Source organism: Sphingobium chungangianum, assembly GCF_977014255.1.
Genome location: NZ_CDRNIV010000006.1, coordinates 1,038,434 through 1,061,359 on the forward strand (window position 1 = coordinate 1,038,434; position 22,926 = coordinate 1,061,359).

Below are 22,926 nucleotides of genomic sequence, written 5' to 3' on the forward strand. Positions count from 1 at the left end.
ACCGTCAGGAGGTCGCGCCCCAAATGTCGGTGGCGCGAATGAAGCCGCGCTGACCGCCGACGTCGAAACCGCACCAGCCGTCGTTGCAGGATGACAGCCGACCCACCACGCCCTTTTCCGCGCGGAAAACGGTGCGTGCTCCATCGCGCGCGGAATCCCGCATGGGCGCGACCGATGCTGTGACGATCGCGGTCGGCGTGTCGCTGAGCAGCCGGACGTGCATCCAGCCCTGCGTTCCGCCCGGATCCTCAATCTTGCGCCACAAGCCTAGAACCTGCACCACCTTCACCGGCAAGTCGCGGCGGCGATAGACCCAGCTTGAAGGATAGTCGAGGCTGGGTCCGACGCGCATGCGCGCTTCGTCCTGGCTGAGCGAGGCCCAGTAGGGGACGGGTTTGGATGGCGCCGCTGATGTGCCGCTGGCGAACCACAGTGCGGCGGCGACGATCCCCGCTTGAGGCAGATACCTCTTCATCCCCGATCTTTTCCCCTTGAAGTGACAGCCGGTTATAGCGTCGGGCCGATGCGCCCGACAACCATTGTCTTGGGCCTGTGCCATAAGCGCTTGACCACCGCCATCGCCAGGAATAGCGGCTGATCATGGCCAAGAAACCGCGTCCCGCCAAGCCGCGCGTCGTCGTGACGCGCCGCCTGCCTCCCAATGTCGAGGCACGGATGGCCGAACTGTTCGATACGGTTTTCAATGTGGGCGATGTGCCCATGGACCGCACGGCGTTGACCCGGGCGATTGCGCAATGCGACGTGCTCGTGCCTTCTGTGACGGACCAGATCGACGCGGCGCTCATCGACCTTGCGCCCGAACGCCTCCAACTGATCGCCAGCTTCGGCAGCGGGGTCGATCATATTGACCTCAGCGCGGCACGGCGGAAGGGCATCATCGTCACCAATACACCCGGCGTGCTGACTGAAGACACCGCCGACATGACGATGGCGTTGATCCTCTCCGTACCCCGCCGACTGGCAGAGGGTGAGAAGCTGGTGCGATCGGGCACTTGGTCCGGCTGGAGCCCATCCGGCATGCTGGGTCATCGCATCGGCGGCAAGAAGCTGGGCATCATCGGCATGGGCCGAATTGGCCGGGCGGTCGCGAGGCGGGCGGCGGCCTTCGGCCTGTCGATCAGCTATCATAATCGTCATCGCCTGCCCTTTGAGGTCGAGCAAGAGTTGCATGCCACATGGCACGCGGATGTCGATACGCTGCTGAGCGAATGTGACATCGTGTCGATCAACTGTCCCCTCAACGCCGACAGCAGGGCATTGATCGACGCGCGGCGTATCGCGCTGATGCGGCCCGACGCCTATTTCATCAACACCTCCCGCGCGGAAATCACTGATGAGCCTGCCTTGATCGCGGCGCTGGCGGAAGGCCGGATCGCCGGAGCTGGCCTCGACGTCTATGCGCATGAGCCAGCCGTCGACCCGCGCCTGCTCGCGCTGTCCAACGTGGTGCTGCTGCCGCACATGGGATCGGCGACTTTCGAGGGACGGGACGCCACCGGCGCCCGCGTCATCGCCAACATCCGTAGCTGGGCCGATGGACACCGCCCGCCCAATCAGGTGTTGGAAGGCTGGGTCTAGATTGCAGGCGGCAGAGCGGACTATTTGACCGTAAAGCTGTATTTCCCCGAAATCTTGTGTTGGTCGGCGCCAGCCGCATGCCAGTTGAGGTCATAGCTGCCCACCGGCAAGGCGCGGGGGAGGGTGACCGTCAAGGTCCTGCCATCGCCTTCGACCGATGTCTTGAAGCCCTTGATTGGCATCGGCGCATGGCTGGCCATCCCCGGCATCCCTGTCATGACCAGATCGACGCCGCTCGAGCCCGGAAGCAGCTTTTCGGAGAAGGTCAGGCTGAGCTTTGCGGGCTTGCTGACGGTAGCATTGGCCGCTGGGGTGGAGGACAGCAATTTCGGCTGTGCGCTTGCTAGGGAGGGCATGGCGGCCAACATAAGGGCGGCGGCGAACAGGGTGGGGCGCATGATGCTGAACTCCGGTAATTCTTTGCTCACGGGATATGGGCGGCTTCCCTGACCTCGCAAGGATGGGCATAAATTTTTGCATGAGGCTTTGGAAGGTGCAGCACATATCTTTCGGGAAAGGGGACTGGGATCATGAGCGGCCATGACCGTCGCGGCGTGATCCGGGGATTGGGCGGCGTTCTGGCGCTGAGCCCGCTATTCCCTGCCTGGGCGCGAACCGGCACTCCGGGACTGAGGCTTCAATCAGGGGTATTGAGCGGCGAAGATATCGCGCTGACCATCGGCGAAGGACATTTTTCCACGGGCGGACGCTCGGCGCATGCAGTCATGGTGAATGGGACGTTGCCTGCGCCGCTCATCCGGTTGAGGGAAGGGCAGAATGTCCGGCTGTCCGTCACTAATAAGCTGAAGGAAGATACGTCGATCCACTGGCATGGATTGATCGTGCCTTTCCAGATGGACGGCGTGCCGGGCGTCAGCTTCCCCGGTATCAGGCCGGGCGAGACTTTCACCTACGAATTTCCCGTGCGGCAATCAGGCACCTATTGGTATCATAGCCATTCGGGCATGCAGGAGGCGATTGGCCATTACGGCCCGATCGTCATCGATCCCGTCGGCGCCGACCCGGTGGAGGCGGATCGCGAGCATGTGATCGTCCTGTCTGACTGGAGCCCGATCCACCCCCATATGCTGCTGAAGCGGCTGAAGCAGATGGGCGGCTATTTCAACATGCAGAAGCAGACGCTGGCCGGGTTGCTGGCGGGTAAGGATCAGACCGCAAAAGAGCGCCTGCAATGGGGCGCGATGCGGATGGACCCGACCGATATATCGGACGTGACCGGGTCGACATACAGCTTCCTCGTCAATGGGCACGGCACAGCGGAAAACTGGACCGGCCTTTTCACGCGGGGCGAGCGGGTGCGCCTGCGGATCATCAATGCTTCGGCCATGACCAACTTCAATGTCCGGTTGCCGGGGCTGGCGATGACTGTGGTGCAATGCGACGGGCAGCATGTACAGCCGGTCGAAACGGACGAGTTCCAGATCGGGATCGCCGAAACCTATGATGTCGTGGTTCAGCCCGCCGAGGCCAAGCCCTATGGCCTGATTGCAGAGGCTATCAACCGGTCTGGCCTTGTTCGCGCGACACTGGCGCCGCGCATCGGCATGGTTGCGGAGGTGCCCGCGCTACGTGAGCGTCCTCTATTGGGCATGAAGGATATGGGCATGGACATGTCCGGGATGGACATGGGGCACGGCGGCGTCATCGACCTCAGTCAGCCTGCCAATGAAGGCATGTCTGGACATTCCATGAAGATGCGGGACAAGTCCGTCGCGCCGCAGGTCAGCATGGGGCCGGGCGTCGCCACGCTTTCTCCCATGCCTGTGGACCGAACGGCTGATCGGCCGACGGGGCTGGAAAATGTTCCGCACCGGGTGTTGACCTATGCCGACCTCAAATCACTGCATCCGCACAAGGACCGGCGGACGCCATCGCGAACGCTCGACATCCATCTCACCGCGAACATGGAACGCTATATGTGGTCGTTCGACGGGGTGAAGCTATCCGACGGCGCTGAGCCCATCCCGTTCCGCCACATGGAGCGGGTGCGCGTGAACCTTATCAACGACACGATGATGCCCCATCCCATCCATCTGCATGGACATTTCTTCGAACTCGTGACGGGGGCGGACGAACATAATCCGCTCAAGCATACGGTGAACGTTCTTCCCGGCGGCAAGGTGAGTTTCGACCTTACCGCCGATGCGTTGGGGGACTGGGCATTTCACTGTCATATGCTGATGCATATGCATTCGGGTATGATGCGCGTCGTGACTGTGCGTCATGAGGGGGCGGCGGCATGAGGTTCACCGTCGCGGCGCTGCTGCTGCTTTCTCCCACGCTCCCTGCTCAGGCGCAGCATATGGATCACAGCCACATGCACCATGACGCCATGGAGCAGGTGCCGCAGGTGGAGGGTCATTCCCCTACAGATGCGAGCAAAGCTGAGCCTGCTGCGGATCAGGATATTCCTCAAGGAACGCCGCCAGCACCGCCCAGCGACCATGCCGCCGATGCCTTCTACAGCACGGACGAAATGGCGCGCGCCCGCGCCGCCATGCTCGAGGAGAGCGGCGGCATGCGCTTTTCCAAACTGATGCTGGACCGGGTGGAATATCGCGCTGGCAAGGGTGGCGACACCTATCATTGGGAAGGCGAGGGTTGGATCGGCGGCGACATCAACCGCCTGGCTTTCAAATCGGAAGGCGAGGGCAAGGCGAGCGGCAGGCTTGAGCATGCGGAGGTGCAGGCGCTCTACAGCCGGGCGATTGATCCTTGGTTCAATCTGGAGGCGGGCGTGAGGCAGGACTTCGGCCCCGATCCCGACCGCACTTATGTGGTCGCCGGGATTGATGGGCTTGCTCCCTACTGGTTTGAAGTGAGCGCTCAGGCGTTCCTGTCCAACAAGGGCGACGGGCATTTGCGGCTGGAGGCAAGCTATGACCAGCGCATCACGCAGCGGCTGATCCTGCAACCGGCGGCGGAACTGAACTTCTCCGCCCAGAATGTTCCAGAGCTTGGCATAGGATCGGGATTGTCGGACGTCGAATTGGGGCTGCGGCTGCGCTATGAAATCGCCCGCGAGTTTGCGCCTTATGCAGGCGTGAATTGGGAGCGCAGGCTGGGCGGAACGGCTCGCATGGCAAGGGCCAGTGGGGATAACGCATCTGTCGCCAGTTTCGTGATGGGCGTTCGTTTCTGGTTCTGAGCGCACGTTTCTGAAGCGAGGGGAATAGATCGCAGTCCTAAGGGCTATGGAACCGGCTAGCGCCGTCATCGGTTCAGACAATATCTATTTTATAGCGAAGGATTACATCATGATCCGTCTTGCCATCATTTCGCTGGTGATCGCTGCGGTGCTGGCCATTCTTGGCTTTGGCGGCGCAGCTGGCACCTTTGTCGGCATTGCAAAGATTCTCTTCTTCCTGGCGATCGCGCTGTTCGTGATCTTCCTGGTCCTCGGTCTGCTGGCTGGAAAAGGGATCAAGAACGCCATAGATTGAGTGCATGATCGAGATTGGCGCTGGAGTTGACGAAACCGGTAGGCTGAGGCGTGACGAGGCTGGTTTCCTGCTCCAGCGCGATCTGGGCGGGACTTTCCGCCTGATTCTGCTGCGCGTTCCTGTAGACCATGTGGAAAAGCGCGTTCGCGTGCAGGGCTATTATGCAGGCGATGAAACCGTGGAGGTGGAGGGCGTCGCTGCCATTTGAATTAGTCCGTTGGCAGCGATCACGGTTCAGGCTGTCAGGGGATCGCCCGGCGGAACGGTCGTGTGAGTCTGCACGAAACGTGCGCAAGCACCCACGCCGCGGTTGTTTTCCAGCGGGAGTGCGGTTTCGCAATAGGCGCATTCGGCCATCAGGCGGCCTACCATCCATTGGCTTCGGCCACAGCTGGGGCAGTGATTGGCTTCCCCGACATGATAATGGATGATGTATCCCCTTAGGGCCGGGTCAAATGACTTGCCGGTCACGAGGTTGGAAACTGGGCGCATCGTCTCTTCCTCCTCAGGCATATTTTATCGGTCATCCAGCGAAGAATATCGTCGATATTTCAAAACACTGCGATACAACGACTTAAGTCAGAGCGCGCGACCCGCTTTATTTCCTGGTAACCCGCTCCATCTGCCAGAACGCGATTACACCTCAATGTATCCCGCGTGCACGGATGCCGTCTACAATAAAGATTTGCAGAACGTCCCATTTCGCGCCTTCGCATTGACTTGGCGACGGCAGTCGCTATGGCGGCGGCCATCAAGGGACATACCCGCTTCGGCCATCGGTTGGGGCGCATCCCGCCATCTTGCCCCCCGTCATCCGATGTGCGGGTCAGGCTCCCGGCGGAATGTCGTTATCCTCCTAGCCCCTTGGCCGGGCATTGCGAGGAGACGCACGACTCATGACCGCCATCGGACAGGACACTCTCGGCACGCGCGACACTTTGAAGGTCGGCGGCAAGGACATTGCCTATTATTCGCTGAAGAAGGCTGCTGCGAAGCTGGGCGACGTTTCGCGCCTGCCTTTCTCGATGAAGGTGCTGCTGGAAAACCTGCTCCGTTTCGAAGATGGCGTGACCGTCACCACCGACGACATCAAGGCGATCGTCGATTGGCAGAATGACAAGGGCAAGGCGGAGCGCGAGATCCAGTATCGCCCCGCGCGCGTGCTGATGCAGGACTTCACCGGCGTTCCCTGCGTCGTCGACCTCGCGGCGATGCGCGACGCGATGACCGCGCTGGGCGCCGACGCCAGCAAGATCAACCCGCAGGTTCCCGTCCACCTCGTCATCGACCACTCCGTCATGGTCGACGAATTCGGCACGCCCAAGGCGTTCGAGAAGAATGTGGAAATCGAATATCAGCGCAATCTGGAGCGCTATGACTTCCTGAAGTGGGGCAGCAAGAGCCTTGCCAACTTCTACGCCGTCCCCCCGGGCACCGGCATCTGCCATCAGGTGAACCTGGAAAATATCGCGCAGGCCGTGTGGTCGAGCGAAGGCCCCGATGGCGTTACCGTCGCCTATCCCGACACCTGCGTCGGCACTGACAGCCACACCACGATGATCAACGGCCTGGGCGTTCTGGGCTGGGGCGTTGGCGGCATCGAGGCGGAAGCCGCGATGCTGGGTCAGCCCGTCTCCATGCTCATCCCCGAAGTCGTCGGCTTCAAGCTGACCGGCGAACTCAAGGAAGGCGTGACCGCCACCGACCTCGTGCTGACCTGCACGGCCATGCTGCGCCAGAAGGGCGTCGTCGGCCGCTTTGTTGAATATTTCGGTCCCGGCCTTGCCTCGCTGTCGCTGGCCGACCGCGCGACGCTTGCCAACATGGCACCGGAATATGGCGCAACCTGCGGCTTCTTCGGCATTGACGACAAGACGCTGGATTACATGCGCCTGACCGGCCGTACCGAAGAGAATATCGCGCTGGTCGAAGCCTATGCCAAGGAGCAGGGATTCTGGATCGACCCCGCCGTCGAGCCGGTCTTCACCGACACGCTGGAACTGGACCTCGCCACCGTGGTCCCCAGCCTCGCCGGTCCGAAGCGTCCGCAGGACCGCGTTTCGCTGCCCGAAGTTGATGATGTGTTCAACGCCGACCTGGCGAACGTCTACAAGAAGGCGCAGCAGCGGGTTCCGGTTGAAGGCAAGGATTTCGACATTGGTGACGGCGACGTTACCATCGCCGCGATCACGAGCTGCACCAACACGTCGAACCCCGGCGTGATGGTCGCCGCTGGTCTGGTGGCCAAGAAGGCGAACGAACTGGGCCTGAAGCCCAAGCCTTGGGTCAAGACATCGCTTGCACCCGGTAGCCAAGTGGTTACCGATTATTTCGCTAAGGCTGGCCTTCAGGAGCACCTCGACGCTGTCGGCTTCAACCTCGTCGGCTATGGCTGCACCACCTGCATCGGCAACTCCGGCCCGCTGGCTGAGCCGATCAGCAAGGCGATCAACGACAACGGCCTCGTCGCCGCAGCCGTGATCTCCGGCAACCGCAACTTTGAAGGCCGCGTGTCGCCGGACGTTCGCGCCAACTTCCTCGCCTCGCCGCCGCTGGTCGTCGCTTATGCGCTCAAGGGCACGGTGATCGAGGACTTCATCACCACGCCGATCGGTCAGGGCAAGGACGGTCAGGATGTATATCTGAAGGACATCTGGCCGACCAATGACGAAGTCGCCACCACCATGGCGGGCTGCATGGACCGCCCGATGTTCCAGGCGCGCTATGCCGACGTCTACAAGGGCGATGCGCACTGGCAGGCGATCGACGTCACGGGTTCGGCCACGTATAGCTGGCAGGCCGGTTCTACTTATGTCGCCAACCCGCCCTATTTCGAAGGGCTGAGCATGACCCCGGCGCCGGTCACCGACATTGTCGAGGCCAAGCCGCTGGCGATTTTCGGCGACTCGATCACCACCGACCACATCTCGCCGGCCGGTTCGATCAAGGCGACCTCGCCCGCTGGCAAGTGGCTGAGCGAGCATCAGGTCGCGCAGGCGGATTACAACAGCTACGGCGCGCGTCGCGGCCATCATGAAGTGATGATGCGCGGCACCTTCGCCAACATCCGGATCAAGAACCTGATGCTGGACGGCGTTGAAGGCGGCATGACCCGTTATGAAGGCGAAGTCATGCCGATCTACGACGCGGCGATGAAGCACAAGGCTGACGGCACTTCGTTGGTCGTCATCGGTGGCAAGGAATATGGCACCGGATCGTCGCGCGACTGGGCCGCGAAGGGCACCAACCTGCTCGGCGTCCGCGCCGTGATCGTCGAAAGCTTCGAGCGTATCCACCGTTCGAACCTCGTCGGCATGGGCGTGCTGCCGCTCCAGTTCAAGAATGGCGAGAGCAAGGACACGTTCGGCTTCACCGGCGATGAAACCTTCACGATCCAGAATGTCGCTGGCCTGAAGCCGCGTCAGGATGTGGACGTGATCGTGAAGCGCGCCGACGGCTCGACCTTCACCTTCACCGCGCTCTGCCGGATCGATACCGTCAATGAGCTGGAATATTTCATGAACGGCGGCATCCTCCAGTACGTCCTGCGCAAGCTGGCTGCCTGATCAGCCAAGGATAATTGCTAAAGAAGAAGGCTCTCTCCGAAGGAGGGAGCCTTTTTTACGGGCATCTCTGTGGCCTCTCCGCCACCGCGAAAACTATTCACGCCTTGCCCAAGTCGCTGATAATGGGTCGGCATGACAATTTTCATCGAACTCGTCGGCTGGCTCGGCGCGCTTCTGGTTCTGGGCGCCTATATCCTCGTTTCGGCCGGGCGATTGTCGGGTAGTTCAGCGGTTTTTCAGTCGATGAACGCGCTCGGCGCAGCCTTCTTCGTGCTCAACACCTGGTGGCATGGCGCCATCCCTTCCATGGTGCTCAACATCGTCTGGAGCGCTATCGGTTTCACGGCCCTGTGGCGGATTTGGCGCGGCAAGACGGCGGATGGCCGATAGGAGGGTTATCGCCTCCTCAAGAAAGGCTGGGGTGGCGGGCGCGCGTTCGATCGATTAGGCATGCGCTCAGCAATGAAAAAAGCACTGATCGTCCGTCATGTGCCGCGAGAGGGAGCGGCCGGGTTTCTCCAGCCGATCGAGGCGGCTGGCTATGAGATCGAACGGATCGATGTCGCCAGCCCCGAATTCGCCCATGTGGATTTGTGTACGCCCGATCTGCTGATCATGATGGGCGGCCCAATGGGCGTTTATGAGCATGACATTCATCCCTGGATTCCGGTGCAGATCGACAAGCTCGCCGCACGGCTGGAGCAGGACCTGCCAACGCTTGGCGTATGTTTGGGCAGCCAGATGATTGCGGCGGCGCTCGGCGCGCGCGTCTATCCCGGTGAGGCGATGGAACTCGGCTTCGCACCTGTCACGCTGAACGGCGCGGGCGCGGATTCGCCTTTGCGGCATATTCAGGACGTGCCAGTGCTGCACTGGCATAGCGATACGTTTGAGCTGCCGCGCGGCGTCGAACTGCTGGCCTCAACCGATGCGTACGCGCATCAGGCATTCCGCCGGGGCCGTAATCTGCTGGCGCTGCAATTCCATGCCGAGATGGGCGAGGACCCGCGCTTCGAGGATTGGTTGACCCATTTCTGGGCCGATCTGGACATCGCCAAACAGTGCGGCGTGGCCCTGCGGCGTGACCATGATGAACATGGGCCGGGAGCGGTGGCGGCAGGCCGTGCGATGATCGGCGATTGGCTGGCGATGTTAAGCGCTTGATGGGCTGGCCGGAATTTAGAATTCGACGTCCAGTTCCTCGACCTCATCCGGCTCTTTCCGGGCATCGTCGATCCACTCGCGCATAAGGTCCCAACTGTTGACCGTGTCACAATAGGCGGCTGCGGGGCCTTGCAACGCCACGGCATAAGTCAGAAACCGCTGTACGACGGGCGCAAACATGGCGTCCGCCACGGTGGGGCTGTCGCCGAACAGCCAAGGGCCGCCGTAGGATCCCAGGCATTCGGTCCAGATCGCCTCGACCCGCTCAATATCCGGCTTGGCCCCTGAAAAGATCGGGAACTTCTTGTGCCGGACTTTCAGGTTCATCGGCAGGGCAGATCTCAGGTTGGCGAAACCGGAATGGATTTCACCCGATATGGAACGGCAATGGGCGCGCGCGATGCGATCCTTGGGGTACATGCCTGCGTTCGGATATAGTTCATGCAGATATTCTGCGATGGCCAGCGTGTCCCAAACGCTCGCGCCTTCATGGGTGAGGCGCGGCACCAGCACGGAAGGCGTCAGCAGCAAAAGCTCAGCGCGGTTTTCCAGATTTTCCAGCGCCACCATCTTCTCGGTGACGCGTAGTCCGGCGAGGCGGCACAGCAGCCAGCCCCGCAGCGACCAAGAGGAATAGATCTTGCTCGATATGGTCAATTCCGCAACGGCCATGACGATCCTCCCGATGTTTATAGTTTTCCATCAAACATGATGCAGCGCAATACGGAAAAATCAGTATAACGAACGACGGCGGCCGAATCGGCCGGGGGAACATTTTGGGGCGCCGTTCATATTATGACGATGCTGTATAGTGGCTATCAGGCTCTGGAAGACATGCTGGCTCCCGCGCGCTTCGGCGCCGAACTGGCCCTGAATCTCCGCGACAAGATGGGTCCGGTGGCTGATTGGCCCATGCCGCGCCGCATGTTCGCGCTAATGGACGTATTCCAAGGTGCCCGGCTCACGCACAAGCGTCGCGCCTATGGGGTCAACGAAGTCCGCAGCGGCAACGCCCTTGTTGCGGTGCGGGAAGAAGTGGTCCTTGACCTGCCCTTCGGCAACCTGCTTCACTTTGCGAAGGACGATGTCGAAACGGAACAGCCCCGCGTGCTGCTTGTGGCGCCGATGTCCGGCCATTTCTCGACCCTGCTGCGCAGCACCGTGCGGACCCTGCTGCGCGACCATGACGTCTACATCACCGATTGGAAGAATGCGCGCGATGTTCCCTTGTCGGCAGGGTGCTTCGGTTTTGACGATTATGTCGATTATGTCATCACCTTCATGCAGGAGCTTGGCCCCGGCGCGCACATGCTGTCCGTTTGCCAGCCCTGCGTACCGGCCTTTGCCGCTGTCGCGCTGATGGCCGAAGATGGCGATGCCGCGACACCACGATCCATGACGCTGATGGGCGGCCCCATCGACCCGCGTGCGGCGCCGACCGTCGTCAATGAATTGTCCAATGAGCGGCCGATCGAGTGGTTCGAACGGCAACTCATCACTTCCGTCCCGATGCGTTATCGCGGTGCCGGGCGGCGGGTCTATCCAGGCTTCCTGCAACTGTCCGCTTTCCTGTCGATGAACCTGGAACGCCACGGTGCCCAACATCGCGAGCTTTATCAGTTGCTGGCGGATGGGAAGGAAGAAGAGGCGGAGAAGATCAAGGATTTCTATCAGGAATATTTCGCGGTTCTGGACATGACTGCCGAATTTTACTTGGAGACGGTTGAGCGCGTGTTTCAGCGGACTCTTCTCGCGAAGGGCGAACTCAAGCACCGCGGTCGACTCGTCAATCCGGGTGCCATTCGCAAGACGGCGCTGCTGACGGTCGAGGGAGAGAAGGACGATATCTGCGCGGTCGGGCAAACGGCGGCGGCGCACGCGCTTTGCACGGGATTGCGGCCTCACCTGAAACGCCATCACCTGCAAATCGGCGCCGGTCATTATGGCGTGTTTTCCGGTAGTAAGTGGGAGAAGGAAGTTTTCCCGCAGGTCCGCAACATGATCCTGGCGATGAACTGAACTAGGATTAAGCGCCGCCCTCCGGTCGCGACCATATCCATGTTCCGCCAATTAGTGCGGCCGCCACAGGGATCATGAACCAAGGGAAAGGCACCAGGAACAGCGCCAGCACTGCGCTGAACATGAAAGCCGCAAGCGCCGCCTGCTTTCCCCGGCGGCTGATCGCACCCTTGTCGCGCCAACGGCGAATATGCGGCCCGAAATGCCGATGATCGAGTAGCCTAGCCTCCAGCGCCGGGCTTGACCGGGCGAAGCAGAATGCCGCCAATATCATGAAGGGCACCGTGGGCAGGAGGGGAAGAACAATGCCCAGCGCGCCAAGGCCCAGCGACATAAATCCCGCCGCAAGATAAAGCACCCGCCTCATCAGGCGGCGGGCAGTCGCAGCCGTACCATCAGCCCGCCCAGATCTTCACTTTCCTCCATCGCCACCGACCCACCATAGATTTCCGCGACGTCGCGCACGATGGCCAGGCCAAGGCCGGTGCCGGGCTTACCGGAATCCAGCCGGACGCCACGGTCGAAGATGCGGGTCCGTTCCTCCTGCGGGATACCCAGGCCGTCATCCTCGACCAATATCTCGACCATGGTTCCGGCGCGGCCAACCGTGGCGAACACGCTGCCGCCACCATATTTTGCCGCGTTTTCGATAAGGTTGCCCAGCATCTCGTCCAGGTCCTGACGCTCCACCCTGACGGCAACCTCCTTGTCGCCATCCATGTCGATCCGCGCTTCGGGATAGAGGCGCTGGACGGCGCGCTCGACCGCTTGCAGGCTTGTCCATACTTCCGCCCGGCTTTGCGCCGCGCCGCGCCGCCCGACCGCGCGGGCGCGCGCCAGATGGTGATCGACCTGCCTGCGCATCGTCGTCGCTTCCCGAATGACGGTTTCCCCAAGGTCCGCCGATTGCGCGGTCGCGGCGTTCATGATGACGGTCAGCGGCGTCTTCAGCGCGTGGGCAAGATTGCCCGCATGGGTTCGGGCCTCTTCCGCCTGCCGCTCATTATGAGCGAGAAGGGCGTTCAGTTCCTCGACCATGGGTAGCACCTCGGACGGCATCGGTTCGGTGACGCGGCTCTTTTCGCCCGCCCGCATCCTGACGATTTCCTTGCGCACCCGGCGCAGCGGCCTCAGTCCGTAAAGCGTCTGAAGCGTGGTCAGTACGATCAGGCCGAGCGCGAGAAGGGCAAAACTCTGGGTCAGCGTGGATCGCAATGTCGTGATCTGGTCGTCCAGCCCGGCACGCGCGGCCGCGACCATGAACATCCAGCGCGTATTCGAACCCGGCAGAACGATGGTCCGCTCCATGATCCGCAAGTCTTCGCCCGGAAACTGCTTGCTGTCATAAGCGTGGAAGCTGCGGTCATCATGCTCGGGCAGCACCCTTAGCGCCCGATCCCATAGCGATCGCGATCGCCAATCCTCATGCCCCTTGGCGCTGATCTGGTAATAGAGGCCGCTATTGGGTTCCAGAAAGCGCTGATCGGCAAGCGGACGGTTGAACAGAACTTCGCCATCCGGCCCGATTTCGGCCGAAGCGATCATCGCCGTCAGCACATAGTTGAGCCCGTCGTCGAAATTGCGTGTGATCGCCTGCGACAGGACACGGTCGAGCGCCAATCCGCCACCCAGCAGCAGGATGCTGATCCACAGCGCCGCGATGCCGATCATGCGCCGACTGAGCGACCCGGTCGAATGGACCGTGGGAGGGGTGGCTGGACTGGTCATTACAGCTGTCTGTTGCCCACTCCGTTCGCCCGGGCTTGCCGAAGATCGTCCCGGCAGAAAAGGGGGCTTTGGCGGAACCAGCCCGAGGCAGAATTTGAGACCTTAGCGGGCGGGCTCGTCCAGGCTGTAGCCAAGACCTCGTATCGTCGTGATGACGTCCGCGCCCAGCTTCTTGCGGATGCGGGTAACGAACACTTCGATCGTGTTGGAATCGCGGTCGAAATCCTGATCGTAGATATGCTCGATCAACTCGGTGCGGCTCACCACCTTGCCCTTATGGTGGAGAAGGTAGGACAGCAGCTTATATTCCTGCGCAGTCAGTTTTACCGGCTCGCCCTTCAGCGTGACCTTGCCCGAGCGCGTGTCCAGCCGGACGTCGCCCGCGATCAGTTCGCTCGATGCATTGCCCGAAGCGCGGCGGATGAGCGCGCGCAACCGCGCGATCAGCTCCTCACTTTGGAACGGCTTGGCCAGGTAATCGTCCGCGCCAGCGTCCAGCCCTGCGACCTTGTCCGACCAGCTGTCCCGCGCGGTCAGCACCAGCACCGGGAAGCTTCGCCCCTCCTTGCGCCAGCGGTCCAGCACAGTCAGCCCGTCAATCGTGGGCAGGCCAAGGTCGAGGACCACGGCATCATAGCTTTCCGTCGTGCCCAGGAAGTGTCCATCCTCGCCATCGGTCGCAAGGTCGACGGCATAGCCTGCGCCCTCCAACGTGTTGCGGAGCTGTTGCCCAAGGCTTGGTTCATCTTCGACGATCAGCAGACGCATATGGCTCCGTTTCTGTGTATTTTGCCCATTGGCGCGTCAGTGCGCCCAGCCGGTTATATCGCCTGTGCGCCCGTCCGCATCAACCCAAACCACTTTGCCGTCCTTCACATATTTCAGGCGATAGCGGTTGGAGGATGGATTGAATTCCGCGCCGAGGTAGGTCGCCCCGCCCATGGCGGCATCTACGCGCCGCTTGATGAGGGAAAATGGCATGGTCTGCCCGTCCAGCATAGCCCGGCGCGCAGCGTCCTGCTCGCCACGCTGACCGGCCTCAGCGGAGGAGGGCACGGCCACCATCGCGGCGATGGCGGCCATACCCGCAATCAGGCTGCTAAGCTTCATCGTCATGTGGCATGCCATAGGCGACAAGCATTGAACAGGTGGTGAATGGTGGCGTCAGCGCGGTGACAGGTGCAGGTTAGCGTTCCAGCGCATATTGGACGGTCAGCGTCACGGACGATCCAACCTGGCCCGGTTCGACCGGCGTAGCTTCCGCCGCGTCCGCCTTGAAGCGTGCTGTCATCATCGGCATCGGCGGACGGCCGCCGCTGTTGCTCTCCGCGATGGAGACGAGCCGCGCGGTACGATAGCCCGCCGCCTGCGCATAGAAATCCGCCTGCGCCTTGGCGCTCTTCAACGCAGCCCCGCGCGCCTGGACCAGCATCGGGGTCGGGTCTTCGATGGAGAAAGACGGGCCGTTGACGTTGGTCGCGCCCGCCTCGACCAAAGTGTCGAGCAGTTGCCCCGTCTTCTTGATGTCGCGCAGCTTGATCGTCAGCTGGTTCGACGCTTCATAACCAATGAAACGAGGTCCGGCAGGCTGTCCGTTCTGATTGCTATAGTCATATTGGGCGCTGAGATTAATGCCGCTCGTCTGGATGTCCTTCTTCGGAATCCCGGCCTTGGCAAGGGTGGCGATCAGCCGGTCCATCTTCACCGCGTTCTCGCGCATAGCCTGCGCGGCTGTGGGCGCGCGAGTTCTGAACACCCGTGCCGACCACGACCTGATCCGGCGCCGCCTCGACCGTCTCGGTAACATTCAGCGTTACCACAGGAGCGGTCTCGGCGATCGTCACGCTGGTTTGCGCGATGGCCATGGCGGGGACCGACACAGCGGCGGCTGCCAGCAGGGCGAGGGCGGACTTCATGAGCGTATCTCCTTGAAAAGCGATGCAGCCCGTTTGTAACGGCTGCGATGAATGGACGCTGACAGGCGTTGAAAGCCGTCAGACAGCATCCGGTTCCACGCACTCTTGCCCCGGCGCGCCGGAAGCCTTAGCTGCACGGCCATGGCCGCCCCTATATTCTCCTTCGAAAATCTTGGTCTCAGCCAAGGAAGCCATTGGCTTTTCCGTCATCTCGACATTTTTGTCGGCGATCGTGACCGGCTGGCGCTGATCGGCCGCAATGGCGCGGGCAAGACCACGCTGCTGAAGCTGATCGCGGCGCAGATCGAGCCTGACGAAGGCACGCGATCGGTTCGTCCGGGCGCGCGCGTCATCATGCTGGAGCAGGACCCCGACGTCAGCAGCTTCGCCACCCTGCATGATTTCGCGCTGGCGGGCGAATATGCACCCCCCGCGCATGAGGTGGAGGCGATCGCCAGCCAGCTTGGCATCGACCTGTCGCGCGAGGCCGCGACCGCCAGCGGCGGTGAGCGCCGCCGCGCAGCCATTGCCCGCGCGCTGGCGAGCGAGCCGGACCTGTTGCTGCTGGACGAACCGACCAACCATCTCGACATCGACGCCATCGACTGGCTGGAGGGCTGGCTTGCCCGTTATTCCGGTGCATTCATCGTCATCAGCCATGATCGCGCTTTCCTCACCCGTCTGACACGCCAGACCCTGTGGCTCGATCGCGGGTCGATCCGCCGCAACGAGATCGGCTTTGGCGGTTTTGAGGATTGGATGGAGGCCGTCTATGCTGAGGAGGCCCGTGCCGCCGAGAAGCTCGACGCCAAGCTAAAGATCGAGGCGCACTGGCTGGAACGCGGCGTAACCGCGCGCCGCAAGCGTAATCAGGGGCGTCTCGCCAAGCTTTGGGAAATGCGGGCGCAGCGTGCGGCCATGGTCGGCCCCCAAGGCGTCGCGAAGATCGCCGTCGCTGCCGACGACAGCAAGACCAAGAGCGTCATCACCGCTGAACATGCGACGAAAAGCTTCGGCGACCGCACGATCATCAATGACTTCTCCCTACGCATCCAGCGCGGCGACCGGATCGGCATCGTCGGCGGTAATGGTGCGGGCAAGACGACATTGCTGAAGCTCCTGACCGGCGAACTCGCGCCTGATAGCGGCGTCGTCAAACAGGCCAAGTCGCTCGACATGATCTTCATCGACCAGCAGCGCAGCCTGATGCAGCCCGATAAGCGTGTCCGCGACGTGCTGGCGGAGGGCGGCGACTGGATCGATGTGCGGGGCGTGCGAAAGCATGTTCACGGTTATCTCAAGGAATTTCTCTTCGACCCCTCGCTGGCCGAGGCGCGGGTGGGAACGCTGTCTGGCGGTGAGCGTTCACGCCTGCTCTTTGCCCGTGAGTTCGCCCGCGAATCGAACCTGCTGGTGCTCGATGAGCCGACCAACGACCTCGACCTCGAAACGCTCGACCTGTTGCAGGAAGTGATCGCCGACTATGACGGCACAGTGCTGATCGTCAGCCATGACCGCGACTTTCTGGATCGCACGGTGACGGTGACGCTTGGTCTGGATGGTTCGGGGCAAGTCGATGTGATCGTCGGCGGCTATGCGGACTGGGTCGCCAAGCGTCAGCCCAGGAATGCGCCCCGGACGGAGAAGAAGGCCGCCGCCGCTCCGCCCCCGCCAAAATCCGCGTCGACCAAGCTTAGCTACAAGGATCAGCGGGATCTCGACTTGCTGCCCAAAACCATCGAAAAGCTGGAACAGGACATTGTTCGCGATGAGGAGGCATTGGCCGACCCATCGCTCTACACTCGCGACCCCAAGCGGTTCGCGGCGCTGACGAAGGCAATTGAACAGGCGCGCGCCGACAAGGATTCGGCCGAGGAACGCTGGCTGGAACTCGCGGAAAAGGCCGAGGGACTGAGCGGCTGAACGAAGGGGAATAGGAATGGCGGCGATGGACGGATCAGCTTCAGGCGCTCTTGACCAGGCGCGCTCGCATCATGCCGTTCATTATGTCAATCGCGTCGGCTGGCTGCGCGCGGCTGTTCTCGGCGCGAATGACGGCATCGTATCGACCGCCAGTCTGCTTGCGGGTATCGCCGCGTCGGGCGCGTCGCGCGAAACCATTCTGCTGTCCGGCATAGCGGCCCTGTTTGCTGGCGCCATGTCGATGGCGGCGGGAGAATATGTGTCGGTCAGCGCGCAATCGGACACGGAACGGGCCGATCTCGCCAAGGAAAAACATGCGATAGCTCAGCAGCCGGATGTGGAATGGCAGGAGCTGCGCGGCATCTACGTAGAGCGCGGCCTCACCCCCGAACTGGCTGGAGAGGTCGCGCGACAATTGATGGACGCCGACGCGCTTGCCGCCCACGCTCGCGATGAACTCGGCATTTCGGATATCAGCACGGCGCGGCCGGTTCAGGCGGCACTGACTTCGGCAGCGACCTTTTCCGTCGGAGCGATCGCTCCGGTCATCGCGGCGGCGGTCAGCCCGGCGCCCCATGCGCTGGCGAGCGTCGTCGTAACCTCGCTAATCTGTCTTGCCCTGCTGGGCTATGCAGGCGCGCGGCTGGGTGGAGGCAAGTTAGGCCGGTCGGTCGGTCGAGTGCTGTTCTGGGGCGTACTCGCAATGGCGATCACGGCAGGTGCAGGCAGGCTTTTCGGCGCGGCGATATGATGGCAAGGTCCGCGCCATCCGGATTCCCAAGGAGAAGATCATGACTGCGATCCAGCAAATTCCGCTCAAGACAATCAACGGCGCCGATGCCAGCCTTGCCAATTATGCGGGGAAGGTCGTGCTGGCGGTCAATGTCGCCTCCAAATGCGGCCTGACCCCGCAGTATGAAGGGTTGGAAAAGCTCTACCGCGATTACAAGGACAAGGGGCTGGTGGTCGCCGGCTTCCCCGCCAATGACTTTGCCGGCCAGGAACCGGGAAGCAATGACGAGATCGCGGAATTCTGCACCACCATTTTCGGTGTCGATTTCCCGATGTTCGAAAAGATCGTCGTGACCGGCCCGGAAAAGCATCCGCTCTACGCCGCCCTGACCAGCGAGCAGCCCAAAGCTGCGGGTGAGGGCGATGAATTTCGCGAAAAGCTTCGCGGCTATGGCATGACGCCGACCGAAGAGCCCGAAGTGCTCTGGAATTTCGAAAAATTCCTGATCGCCAAGGACGGTTCGGTCGCGGCGCGCTTCGCACCCGGCACCACGCCTGATGATCCGGCGTTGGTGTCGGCGATTGAGGCTGAACTGGCGAAATAAGGGACGGACATGGGGATCGGCGCCGTTCACGGCGCCGGTTCCGATGTCTCGCCGTGCTGGTCGCCTCATGCTTTCGCCCGCCACCGCCTTTCAACAGATCGGCCCGGTGCTGGAAACGCTCAGCATCGTGGGGATTTTCGTGTTTGCGGCGTCTGGGGCGCTGGCGGCGGCCCGGCTGGGGCAGACGCTAGTTACCTTTGCGTTTTTCGCGCTGGTGACCGGGGTAGGGGGCGGCACCCTTCGCGACCTGTTGATCGGCGCACCGGTTTTCTGGGTGCATGATCCGGTTCCGGCAATCACATGCATGGTCGCGGCACTCCTGATCTGGTTCACGCCGCGCCGCTTGTGGAGCGATCGCGCGCTCGATTGGCTCGACGCCATCGGCCTCGTCTCCTTTGCCGTGTTCGGAGCCGCCAAGGCGATGAGCTACGGCATTCCGCCCTTCGTTGCCGCTCTGATGGGCGTGGTCACCGGCTGCGTCGGCGGCATCTTGCGCGATCTCCTCGCCCATGAGCCGTCCATATTGTTGCGGCCCGAACTGTATGTGACGGCAGCGGCCCTCGCTTCCGGCTTGTTCGTCATGCTGCGCTGGTGGGGGCTGGACGTGCCGGTAGCGGGCGTCGTCGCGGCGCTGCTAGGCTTCCTCTTGCGCGCCTTCGCGATCTGGCGAAGCATTGGCCTGCCGACATATCGAGGCGAGCGGTAAAGCGACAGGAGAAAGGGTGGGGCGCGGACCTCCGTAATCCTCCCCATGTTTGCATGGGGAGGGGGACCGCCGGAGGCGGTGGAGGGGAAATGCGCAAGCCTCGGACATTCCCCTCCACCATGCTTTGCATGGTCCCCCTCCCCACGCCTTCGGCGCAGGGAGGATTAAGGCGAATTGGTTAGCCGAACCGCTCGTCGGCCACTGCAATCACCGCCAGAGGCTGGCAAGCATCCCCATCAGCCCCCGCTCATCGGCGGCACTCACCCGCCGGGGCGCGCCATAGCCACGGCATTCCAGGCAGTCCGTCCGCACACCCGCGCCACTGATCAGGCCACGCATATCCGCGACAGCCTGCATGGCCCAACGCCGCTGGATCATCGCCTGCCTGCTCAACATGTCGCGGGGAGCATCCACATCCTCATCGTCACGTTCTGACATCGATTTGATGAGTTCGGCGAACTTGTCGGGCTCCTTCTCGATACGGTAAACCTTCGCCTTGGCAGGATCGAGTTTGGCGAGCTTTGCAGCTTCGGCGACGGCTTCCTCTAGCCCACCGAAGCGATCGACCAGCCCGATCTGCCGCGCCGTGCCGCCGTCCCACACGCGGCCCTGGGCGATGGCATCAATCTGCTCGGGCGATTTACGCCGCGCTTGCGCGACCAGCCCCACGAAGCGGCCATAGATATCCTCGATCCCCATCTGCATGATGCGGTCGAATTCAGGCGTGGTGCCCCCCGCAATGTCCGGCTGCCCTGACAGCGGCGTGGTCCGCACGCCATCGGTCGTGATGCCTAGCTTCGCCAACGTCCCTTCAAAGCTCGGCAATATCCCGAACACCCCGATGGAGCCGGTAATCGTGTCCGGTTCGGCAAAGATCAGGTCGGCGGGCGTGGAAATCCAATAGCCGCCACTCGCCGCGACATTGCCCATCGACACAACGATCGGCAGCCCCTCGCGCTTGGCTTCCATGATGGCCTGCCGGATCTTTTCCGACGCCATGACCGAACCGCCGGGGGAATCGACCCGGACGACCAGCGCCTTCAGGTCCTTTTCCGACAGCGCCTTGTAGAGAAGAGCCGAAATCGTATCACCGGCGGCGCTGCCCGGCCCACCATCTCCATCGACGATGTCGCCCGCCACGGTAATCACGCCGATCTGGCCCTCATTGGGCGCGCGGTGGGCGTTCGCATAGCTTCTGAGGTCGATGCTGGCAAAATCACCCACGCGATCGTCGGAAGGTTCGCCCGCCACCTCCGCGACGCGTTTGCCGAACGCAGCTTCGTCGCCCAATTTGTCGACCAGTCCGGCAGTCTGCGCCGCCTTGGCGAGATTGCCGCGCGCCGCTTCCGCCGCACCCGCCGGGTTCGCGACATAGGCGGCCAGCTTCGCGCGAGGGCGTGCCTTGCCAACTTCCTCCTGCCAATCTTGCCATAAGGCATTGGCCAGGGCCTGATTGGCTTGCCGGGCTTCGGGCGATTGATCCGTGCGAATGAAGGGTTCGACGAAGCTCTTGTAGGTGCCGACGCGATAGACATGCGTGTTGACGCCCAGCTTGTCGATTAGCCCCTTGTAATACAGGCCAGAGCCGCCGCGCCCTAGGATAGCTACGCCGCCAAGCGGATCGACCCATGTTTCGCTGGCATGGGCGGCCAGTTGATAGCTGTCGTCACTGTAGATGGTGGCAAAGGCGAAGACCGGCTTCTTCGCTGCACGGACGGCATCCAGCGCCTTGCCCACGCGGGAAAGCGCCACCTGACCGCCGCCCAGAAACCCGTCGAGGTTCAGCACAACCGCCTTGACCTTGCCATCTGTCTTGGCCGCATCCAGCGCGTCCACGATCTCGGAAAGGCGATATTCCTTCGTCTGCGGCCCGGACGATGTCAGCAACGAAAAGGGGTCCACCTCTGCCGGTTGCTCGACAATGGTGCCGTCCAGCTTCAGCAGCAGTGCGCCACTGCTCACGCTGCGCGCGGGCTTGGGCGACCATGACAGCGCCGCATAAAGCAGGCCGAAGAAGCCGAGCAGGAACAGCAGAACCAGCCCGTCCTTGACCGCGACCAATATGCGCCAGACGCCCTTCACAAATGCCAAATTGCCGCTTCCCTATGCTTGTTTGCCCGAGCTATCCGATCGTCCGGCCGACTGCAATGTGGGACGCTCCGCCCGGCGCACAAGCTTGCGCCCGTCATTTCCGGCGTTATGGGAGGCGCCAACATTCGCGCTTATGTGCAGGAGAAGCGTTTCATGCCCACACTCGTTCTGATCCGTCATGGCCAATCGGCCTGGAACCTGGAAAATCGCTTCACTGGCTGGTGGGACGTGGACCTGACGGAAAAGGGCGTGGAGGAAGCGCGGGCCGCTGGCAAGCTGATGTCGGCCAAGGGCCTAGACTTCGACCGCTGCTTCACCTCGGTTCAGACCCGGGCGATCAAGACGCTGAACCTAGCGCTTGAGGAAATGGGCCGCCTCTGGCTGCCGGTCGAAAAGGACTGGCGCCTCAATGAACGTCATTATGGGGGGCTTACCGGCCTCAACAAGGCAGAGACCGCCGCCAAGCATGGCGATGCGCAAGTGAAGATCTGGCGCCGCAGCTTCGACATTCCGCCGCCGGTGCTGGAGCCGGGCGGCGAGTTCGACCTGTCGAAGGACCGCCGCTATGACGGCATCGCCATCCCCTCGACGGAGTCCCTGAAGGACACCATCGCCCGCGTGCTGCCCTATTGGGAAAGCCGCATCGTGCCTGAGCTGAAGGCAGGCAAGCGCGTACTCATCTCGGCTCATGGCAATTCGCTGCGCGCTTTGGTGAAGCATCTGTCGGGCATTCCGGACGATGAGATCACCGAACTGGAAATCCCGACCGGTCAGCCGATCGTCTATGACCTGGCCGACGATCTGACCGCCAAGGACCGCTATTATCTGTCGGAGCGTTAAGTCCGCAAATCCCGCATTGCCCCTTGCCGGTCGTCCGGCTAAGGGGCTTTGCTTTCCGCGCCATCAGGGGAAGTCAGGCGAATGACCGGAGAGAGCGCCGCCACCGTCGGCATTATCATGGGATCACGTTCCGATTGGGAAACCATGCGCCACGCGGCCGAGACGCTGAGCGCGCTTGGCGTCCCGCACGAATGCAAGGTTGTGTCCGCTCATCGCACGCCGCAGCGTCTCTATGACTATGCCACCGGCGCGGTTTCCCGTGGTCTGAAGGTCATCATCGCCGGGGCAGGGGGCGCGGCCCATCTTCCCGGTATGACCGCGTCTATGACCCGCCTTCCAGTTCTTGGCGTGCCAGTGGAATCCAAGGCGCTCAAGGGCATGGATTCCCTGCTTTCCATCGTCCAGATGCCCGGTGGCATCCCTGTCGGCACCCTTGCCATCGGCAAGCCCGGCGCGATCAATGCGGCGCTGCTCGCCGCCTCGATTCTCGCCACCACTGACGATGCGCTGGCCGAACGGCTGGACATGTGGCGCGAGAAGCAGACCGATGATGTCGCGGAGACGCCAGAATAA

General features: G+C 62.2%; 23 protein-coding genes and 2 pseudogenes. 15 read left to right on the forward strand and 10 right to left on the reverse strand.

The features are described from left to right. Window positions 1–4: 4 nt before the first annotated feature. Complete coding sequence (locus tag ACWNC0_RS12135) at window positions 5–475, reverse strand: SH3 domain-containing protein (protein ID WP_449471876.1); 471 nt, start codon at window positions 473–475, stop codon at window positions 5–7. Window positions 476–600: 125 nt separating this feature from the next. Here ACWNC0_RS12135 and ACWNC0_RS12140 point away from each other — a divergent pair, with 125 nt between their 5' ends. Continuing rightward, entirely contained in the window at window positions 601–1,599 is a 999-nt protein-coding gene (locus tag ACWNC0_RS12140) for a 2-hydroxyacid dehydrogenase (RefSeq protein ID WP_449471877.1), read from the forward strand. A 20-nt stretch (window positions 1,600–1,619) separates the two neighbouring features. On the opposite strand, the gene copC is transcribed toward ACWNC0_RS12140, so the two are convergent. Beyond that, the gene (gene copC, locus ACWNC0_RS12145; RefSeq protein ID WP_449474605.1) at window positions 1,620–2,000 is read right to left on the reverse strand and encodes a copper homeostasis periplasmic binding protein CopC; all 381 of its coding nucleotides are present in this window, start codon (window positions 1,998–2,000) and stop codon (window positions 1,620–1,622) included. 129 nt (window positions 2,001–2,129) lie between these two features. Between copC and ACWNC0_RS12150 the strand changes: the two genes are divergently transcribed. The 4 genes from ACWNC0_RS12150 (at window position 2,130) to ACWNC0_RS12165 (ending at window position 5,271) form a co-directional block, all read left to right on the forward strand. Continuing rightward, window positions 2,130–3,863 (forward strand): copper resistance system multicopper oxidase, encoded by a 1,734-nt coding sequence (locus ACWNC0_RS12150; protein ID WP_449471878.1) that lies wholly within the window; start codon window positions 2,130–2,132, stop codon window positions 3,861–3,863. Continuing rightward, window positions 3,860–4,768 (forward strand): copper resistance protein B, encoded by a 909-nt coding sequence (locus ACWNC0_RS12155; protein WP_449471880.1) that lies wholly within the window; start codon window positions 3,860–3,862, stop codon window positions 4,766–4,768. Before ACWNC0_RS12150 ends, ACWNC0_RS12155 begins: the two co-directional genes overlap by 4 nt. A 109-nt stretch (window positions 4,769–4,877) precedes the next feature. Next, entirely contained in the window at window positions 4,878–5,063 is a 186-nt protein-coding gene (locus tag ACWNC0_RS12160; protein ID WP_062120434.1) for a DUF1328 domain-containing protein, read from the forward strand. Between the two features lie 4 nt (window positions 5,064–5,067). Beyond that, window positions 5,068–5,271, forward strand: a complete 204-nt coding sequence (locus ACWNC0_RS12165; RefSeq protein WP_449471881.1) for a DUF5818 domain-containing protein — start codon at window positions 5,068–5,070, stop codon at window positions 5,269–5,271. A gap of 26 nt (window positions 5,272–5,297) precedes the next feature. Here ACWNC0_RS12165 and ACWNC0_RS12170 read toward each other — a convergent pair whose 3' ends face one another. Next, window positions 5,298–5,555 (reverse strand): hypothetical protein, encoded by a 258-nt coding sequence (locus tag ACWNC0_RS12170; RefSeq protein ID WP_196226548.1) that lies wholly within the window; start codon window positions 5,553–5,555, stop codon window positions 5,298–5,300. 404 nt (window positions 5,556–5,959) lie between these two features. On the opposite strand from ACWNC0_RS12170, the gene acnA reads away from it, so the two are divergent. From acnA to ACWNC0_RS12185, 3 genes are all read left to right on the forward strand, one after another. Continuing rightward, entirely contained in the window at window positions 5,960–8,629 is a 2,670-nt protein-coding gene (gene acnA, locus ACWNC0_RS12175) for an aconitate hydratase AcnA (protein WP_449471882.1), read from the forward strand. Window positions 8,630–8,761: 132 nt separating this feature from the next. Beyond that, entirely contained in the window at window positions 8,762–9,019 is a 258-nt protein-coding gene (locus ACWNC0_RS12180) for a CBU_0592 family membrane protein (protein WP_449471883.1), read from the forward strand. Window positions 9,020–9,091: 72 nt separating this feature from the next. After that, window positions 9,092–9,793: a glutamine amidotransferase gene (locus ACWNC0_RS12185; RefSeq protein ID WP_449471885.1), complete on the forward strand. Its 702-nt coding sequence runs from the start codon at window positions 9,092–9,094 to the stop codon at window positions 9,791–9,793. A 15-nt stretch (window positions 9,794–9,808) separates the two neighbouring features. On the opposite strand, the gene ACWNC0_RS12190 is transcribed toward ACWNC0_RS12185, so the two are convergent. Next, a complete protein-coding gene (locus tag ACWNC0_RS12190) occupies window positions 9,809–10,465 on the reverse strand; it encodes a glutathione S-transferase (protein WP_196226388.1) in 657 nt (218 codons plus the stop codon). Between the two features lie 123 nt (window positions 10,466–10,588). Here ACWNC0_RS12190 and ACWNC0_RS12195 point away from each other — a divergent pair, with 123 nt between their 5' ends. Continuing rightward, window positions 10,589–11,812: a polyhydroxyalkanoate depolymerase gene (locus ACWNC0_RS12195; RefSeq protein WP_449471886.1), complete on the forward strand. Its 1,224-nt coding sequence runs from the start codon at window positions 10,589–10,591 to the stop codon at window positions 11,810–11,812. 7 nt (window positions 11,813–11,819) lie between these two features. On the opposite strand, the gene ACWNC0_RS12200 is transcribed toward ACWNC0_RS12195, so the two are convergent. The 5 genes and pseudogenes from ACWNC0_RS12200 to ACWNC0_RS12220 form a co-directional block, all read right to left on the reverse strand. Beyond that, window positions 11,820–12,179 carry a YbaN family protein gene (locus ACWNC0_RS12200; protein WP_449471887.1) on the reverse strand — a complete coding sequence of 120 codons (360 nt, stop codon included), beginning with the start codon at window positions 12,177–12,179 and terminating at the stop codon, window positions 11,820–11,822. After that, complete coding sequence (locus ACWNC0_RS12205; RefSeq protein ID WP_449474606.1) at window positions 12,179–13,483, reverse strand: sensor histidine kinase; 1,305 nt, start codon at window positions 13,481–13,483, stop codon at window positions 12,179–12,181. The genes ACWNC0_RS12200 and ACWNC0_RS12205 overlap by 1 nt, the downstream gene beginning before the upstream one ends. 159 nt (window positions 13,484–13,642) lie before the next feature. Then, window positions 13,643–14,308, reverse strand: coding sequence for a response regulator transcription factor (locus ACWNC0_RS12210; protein ID WP_449471888.1), 666 nt, complete (start codon window positions 14,306–14,308; stop codon window positions 13,643–13,645). 36 nt (window positions 14,309–14,344) lie between these two features. Beyond that, a pseudogene (locus ACWNC0_RS12215) lies at window positions 14,345–14,681 on the reverse strand (hypothetical protein). 45 nt (window positions 14,682–14,726) lie between these two features. Next, a pseudogene (locus tag ACWNC0_RS12220) lies at window positions 14,727–15,456 on the reverse strand (SIMPL domain-containing protein). 141 nt (window positions 15,457–15,597) lie between these two features. Here ACWNC0_RS12220 and ACWNC0_RS12225 point away from each other — a divergent pair. The 4 genes from ACWNC0_RS12225 (at window position 15,598) to ACWNC0_RS12240 (ending at window position 19,422) form a co-directional block, all read left to right on the forward strand. Beyond that, a complete protein-coding gene (locus ACWNC0_RS12225) occupies window positions 15,598–17,379 on the forward strand; it encodes an ABC-F family ATP-binding cassette domain-containing protein (RefSeq protein ID WP_449471889.1) in 1,782 nt (593 codons plus the stop codon). Window positions 17,380–17,404: 25 nt separating this feature from the next. Continuing rightward, window positions 17,405–18,130: a VIT1/CCC1 transporter family protein gene (locus ACWNC0_RS12230; RefSeq protein ID WP_449474607.1), complete on the forward strand. Its 726-nt coding sequence runs from the start codon at window positions 17,405–17,407 to the stop codon at window positions 18,128–18,130. A 40-nt stretch (window positions 18,131–18,170) separates the two neighbouring features. Then, window positions 18,171–18,716 carry a glutathione peroxidase gene (locus ACWNC0_RS12235; protein WP_449471890.1) on the forward strand — a complete coding sequence of 182 codons (546 nt, stop codon included), beginning with the start codon at window positions 18,171–18,173 and terminating at the stop codon, window positions 18,714–18,716. Between the two features lie 67 nt (window positions 18,717–18,783). Next, window positions 18,784–19,422 carry a trimeric intracellular cation channel family protein gene (locus ACWNC0_RS12240; RefSeq protein ID WP_449474608.1) on the forward strand — a complete coding sequence of 213 codons (639 nt, stop codon included), beginning with the start codon at window positions 18,784–18,786 and terminating at the stop codon, window positions 19,420–19,422. Between the two features lie 207 nt (window positions 19,423–19,629). Here ACWNC0_RS12240 and sppA read toward each other — a convergent pair whose 3' ends face one another. Further along, window positions 19,630–21,513: a signal peptide peptidase SppA gene (gene sppA, locus ACWNC0_RS12245; RefSeq protein ID WP_449471891.1), complete on the reverse strand. Its 1,884-nt coding sequence runs from the start codon at window positions 21,511–21,513 to the stop codon at window positions 19,630–19,632. A 153-nt stretch (window positions 21,514–21,666) separates the two neighbouring features. On the opposite strand from sppA, the gene gpmA reads away from it, so the two are divergent. Both gpmA and purE read left to right on the forward strand, forming a co-directional pair. Beyond that, on the forward strand, window positions 21,667–22,353 hold the full coding sequence (gene gpmA, locus ACWNC0_RS12250; RefSeq protein WP_449471892.1) for a 2,3-diphosphoglycerate-dependent phosphoglycerate mutase: 687 nt from the start codon (window positions 21,667–21,669) through the stop codon (window positions 22,351–22,353). A gap of 81 nt (window positions 22,354–22,434) precedes the next feature. Further along, complete coding sequence (gene purE, locus ACWNC0_RS12255) at window positions 22,435–22,926, forward strand: 5-(carboxyamino)imidazole ribonucleotide mutase (RefSeq protein ID WP_449471893.1); 492 nt, start codon at window positions 22,435–22,437, stop codon at window positions 22,924–22,926.

Excerpts from the sequence above, each read along its gene's own strand:
- ACWNC0_RS12170 (WP_196226548.1), bottom strand. The coding sequence starts at position 5,555 with ATGCGCCCAGTTTCCAACCTCGTGACCGGCAAGTCATTTGACCCGGCC.
- ACWNC0_RS12230 (WP_449474607.1), top strand. The coding sequence starts at position 17,405 with ATGGACGGATCAGCTTCAGGCGCTCTTGACCAGGCGCGCTCGCATCAT.
- ACWNC0_RS12210 (WP_449471888.1), bottom strand. The coding sequence starts at position 14,308 with ATGCGTCTGCTGATCGTCGAAGATGAACCAAGCCTTGGGCAACAGCTC.
- ACWNC0_RS12180 (WP_449471883.1), top strand. The coding sequence starts at position 8,762 with ATGACAATTTTCATCGAACTCGTCGGCTGGCTCGGCGCGCTTCTGGTT.
- ACWNC0_RS12155 (WP_449471880.1), top strand. The coding sequence starts at position 3,860 with ATGAGGTTCACCGTCGCGGCGCTGCTGCTGCTTTCTCCCACGCTCCCT.
- ACWNC0_RS12160 (WP_062120434.1), top strand. The coding sequence starts at position 4,878 with ATGATCCGTCTTGCCATCATTTCGCTGGTGATCGCTGCGGTGCTGGCC.
- ACWNC0_RS12235 (WP_449471890.1), top strand. The coding sequence starts at position 18,171 with ATGACTGCGATCCAGCAAATTCCGCTCAAGACAATCAACGGCGCCGAT.
- gpmA (WP_449471892.1), top strand. The coding sequence starts at position 21,667 with ATGCCCACACTCGTTCTGATCCGTCATGGCCAATCGGCCTGGAACCTG.
- ACWNC0_RS12150 (WP_449471878.1), top strand. The coding sequence starts at position 2,130 with ATGAGCGGCCATGACCGTCGCGGCGTGATCCGGGGATTGGGCGGCGTT.
- ACWNC0_RS12200 (WP_449471887.1), bottom strand. The coding sequence starts at position 12,179 with ATGAGGCGGGTGCTTTATCTTGCGGCGGGATTTATGTCGCTGGGCCTT.
- ACWNC0_RS12135 (WP_449471876.1), bottom strand. The coding sequence starts at position 475 with ATGAAGAGGTATCTGCCTCAAGCGGGGATCGTCGCCGCCGCACTGTGG.
- ACWNC0_RS12195 (WP_449471886.1), top strand. The coding sequence starts at position 10,589 with ATGACGATGCTGTATAGTGGCTATCAGGCTCTGGAAGACATGCTGGCT.
- ACWNC0_RS12240 (WP_449474608.1), top strand. The coding sequence starts at position 18,784 with ATGCTTTCGCCCGCCACCGCCTTTCAACAGATCGGCCCGGTGCTGGAA.
- ACWNC0_RS12205 (WP_449474606.1), bottom strand. The coding sequence starts at position 13,483 with ATGATCGGCATCGCGGCGCTGTGGATCAGCATCCTGCTGCTGGGTGGC.
- ACWNC0_RS12225 (WP_449471889.1), top strand. The coding sequence starts at position 15,598 with ATGGCCGCCCCTATATTCTCCTTCGAAAATCTTGGTCTCAGCCAAGGA.
- acnA (WP_449471882.1), top strand. The coding sequence starts at position 5,960 with ATGACCGCCATCGGACAGGACACTCTCGGCACGCGCGACACTTTGAAG.
- ACWNC0_RS12185 (WP_449471885.1), top strand. The coding sequence starts at position 9,092 with ATGAAAAAAGCACTGATCGTCCGTCATGTGCCGCGAGAGGGAGCGGCC.
- ACWNC0_RS12140 (WP_449471877.1), top strand. The coding sequence starts at position 601 with ATGGCCAAGAAACCGCGTCCCGCCAAGCCGCGCGTCGTCGTGACGCGC.
- ACWNC0_RS12165 (WP_449471881.1), top strand. The coding sequence starts at position 5,068 with ATGATCGAGATTGGCGCTGGAGTTGACGAAACCGGTAGGCTGAGGCGT.
- purE (WP_449471893.1), top strand. The coding sequence starts at position 22,435 with ATGACCGGAGAGAGCGCCGCCACCGTCGGCATTATCATGGGATCACGT.
- ACWNC0_RS12190 (WP_196226388.1), bottom strand. The coding sequence starts at position 10,465 with ATGGCCGTTGCGGAATTGACCATATCGAGCAAGATCTATTCCTCTTGG.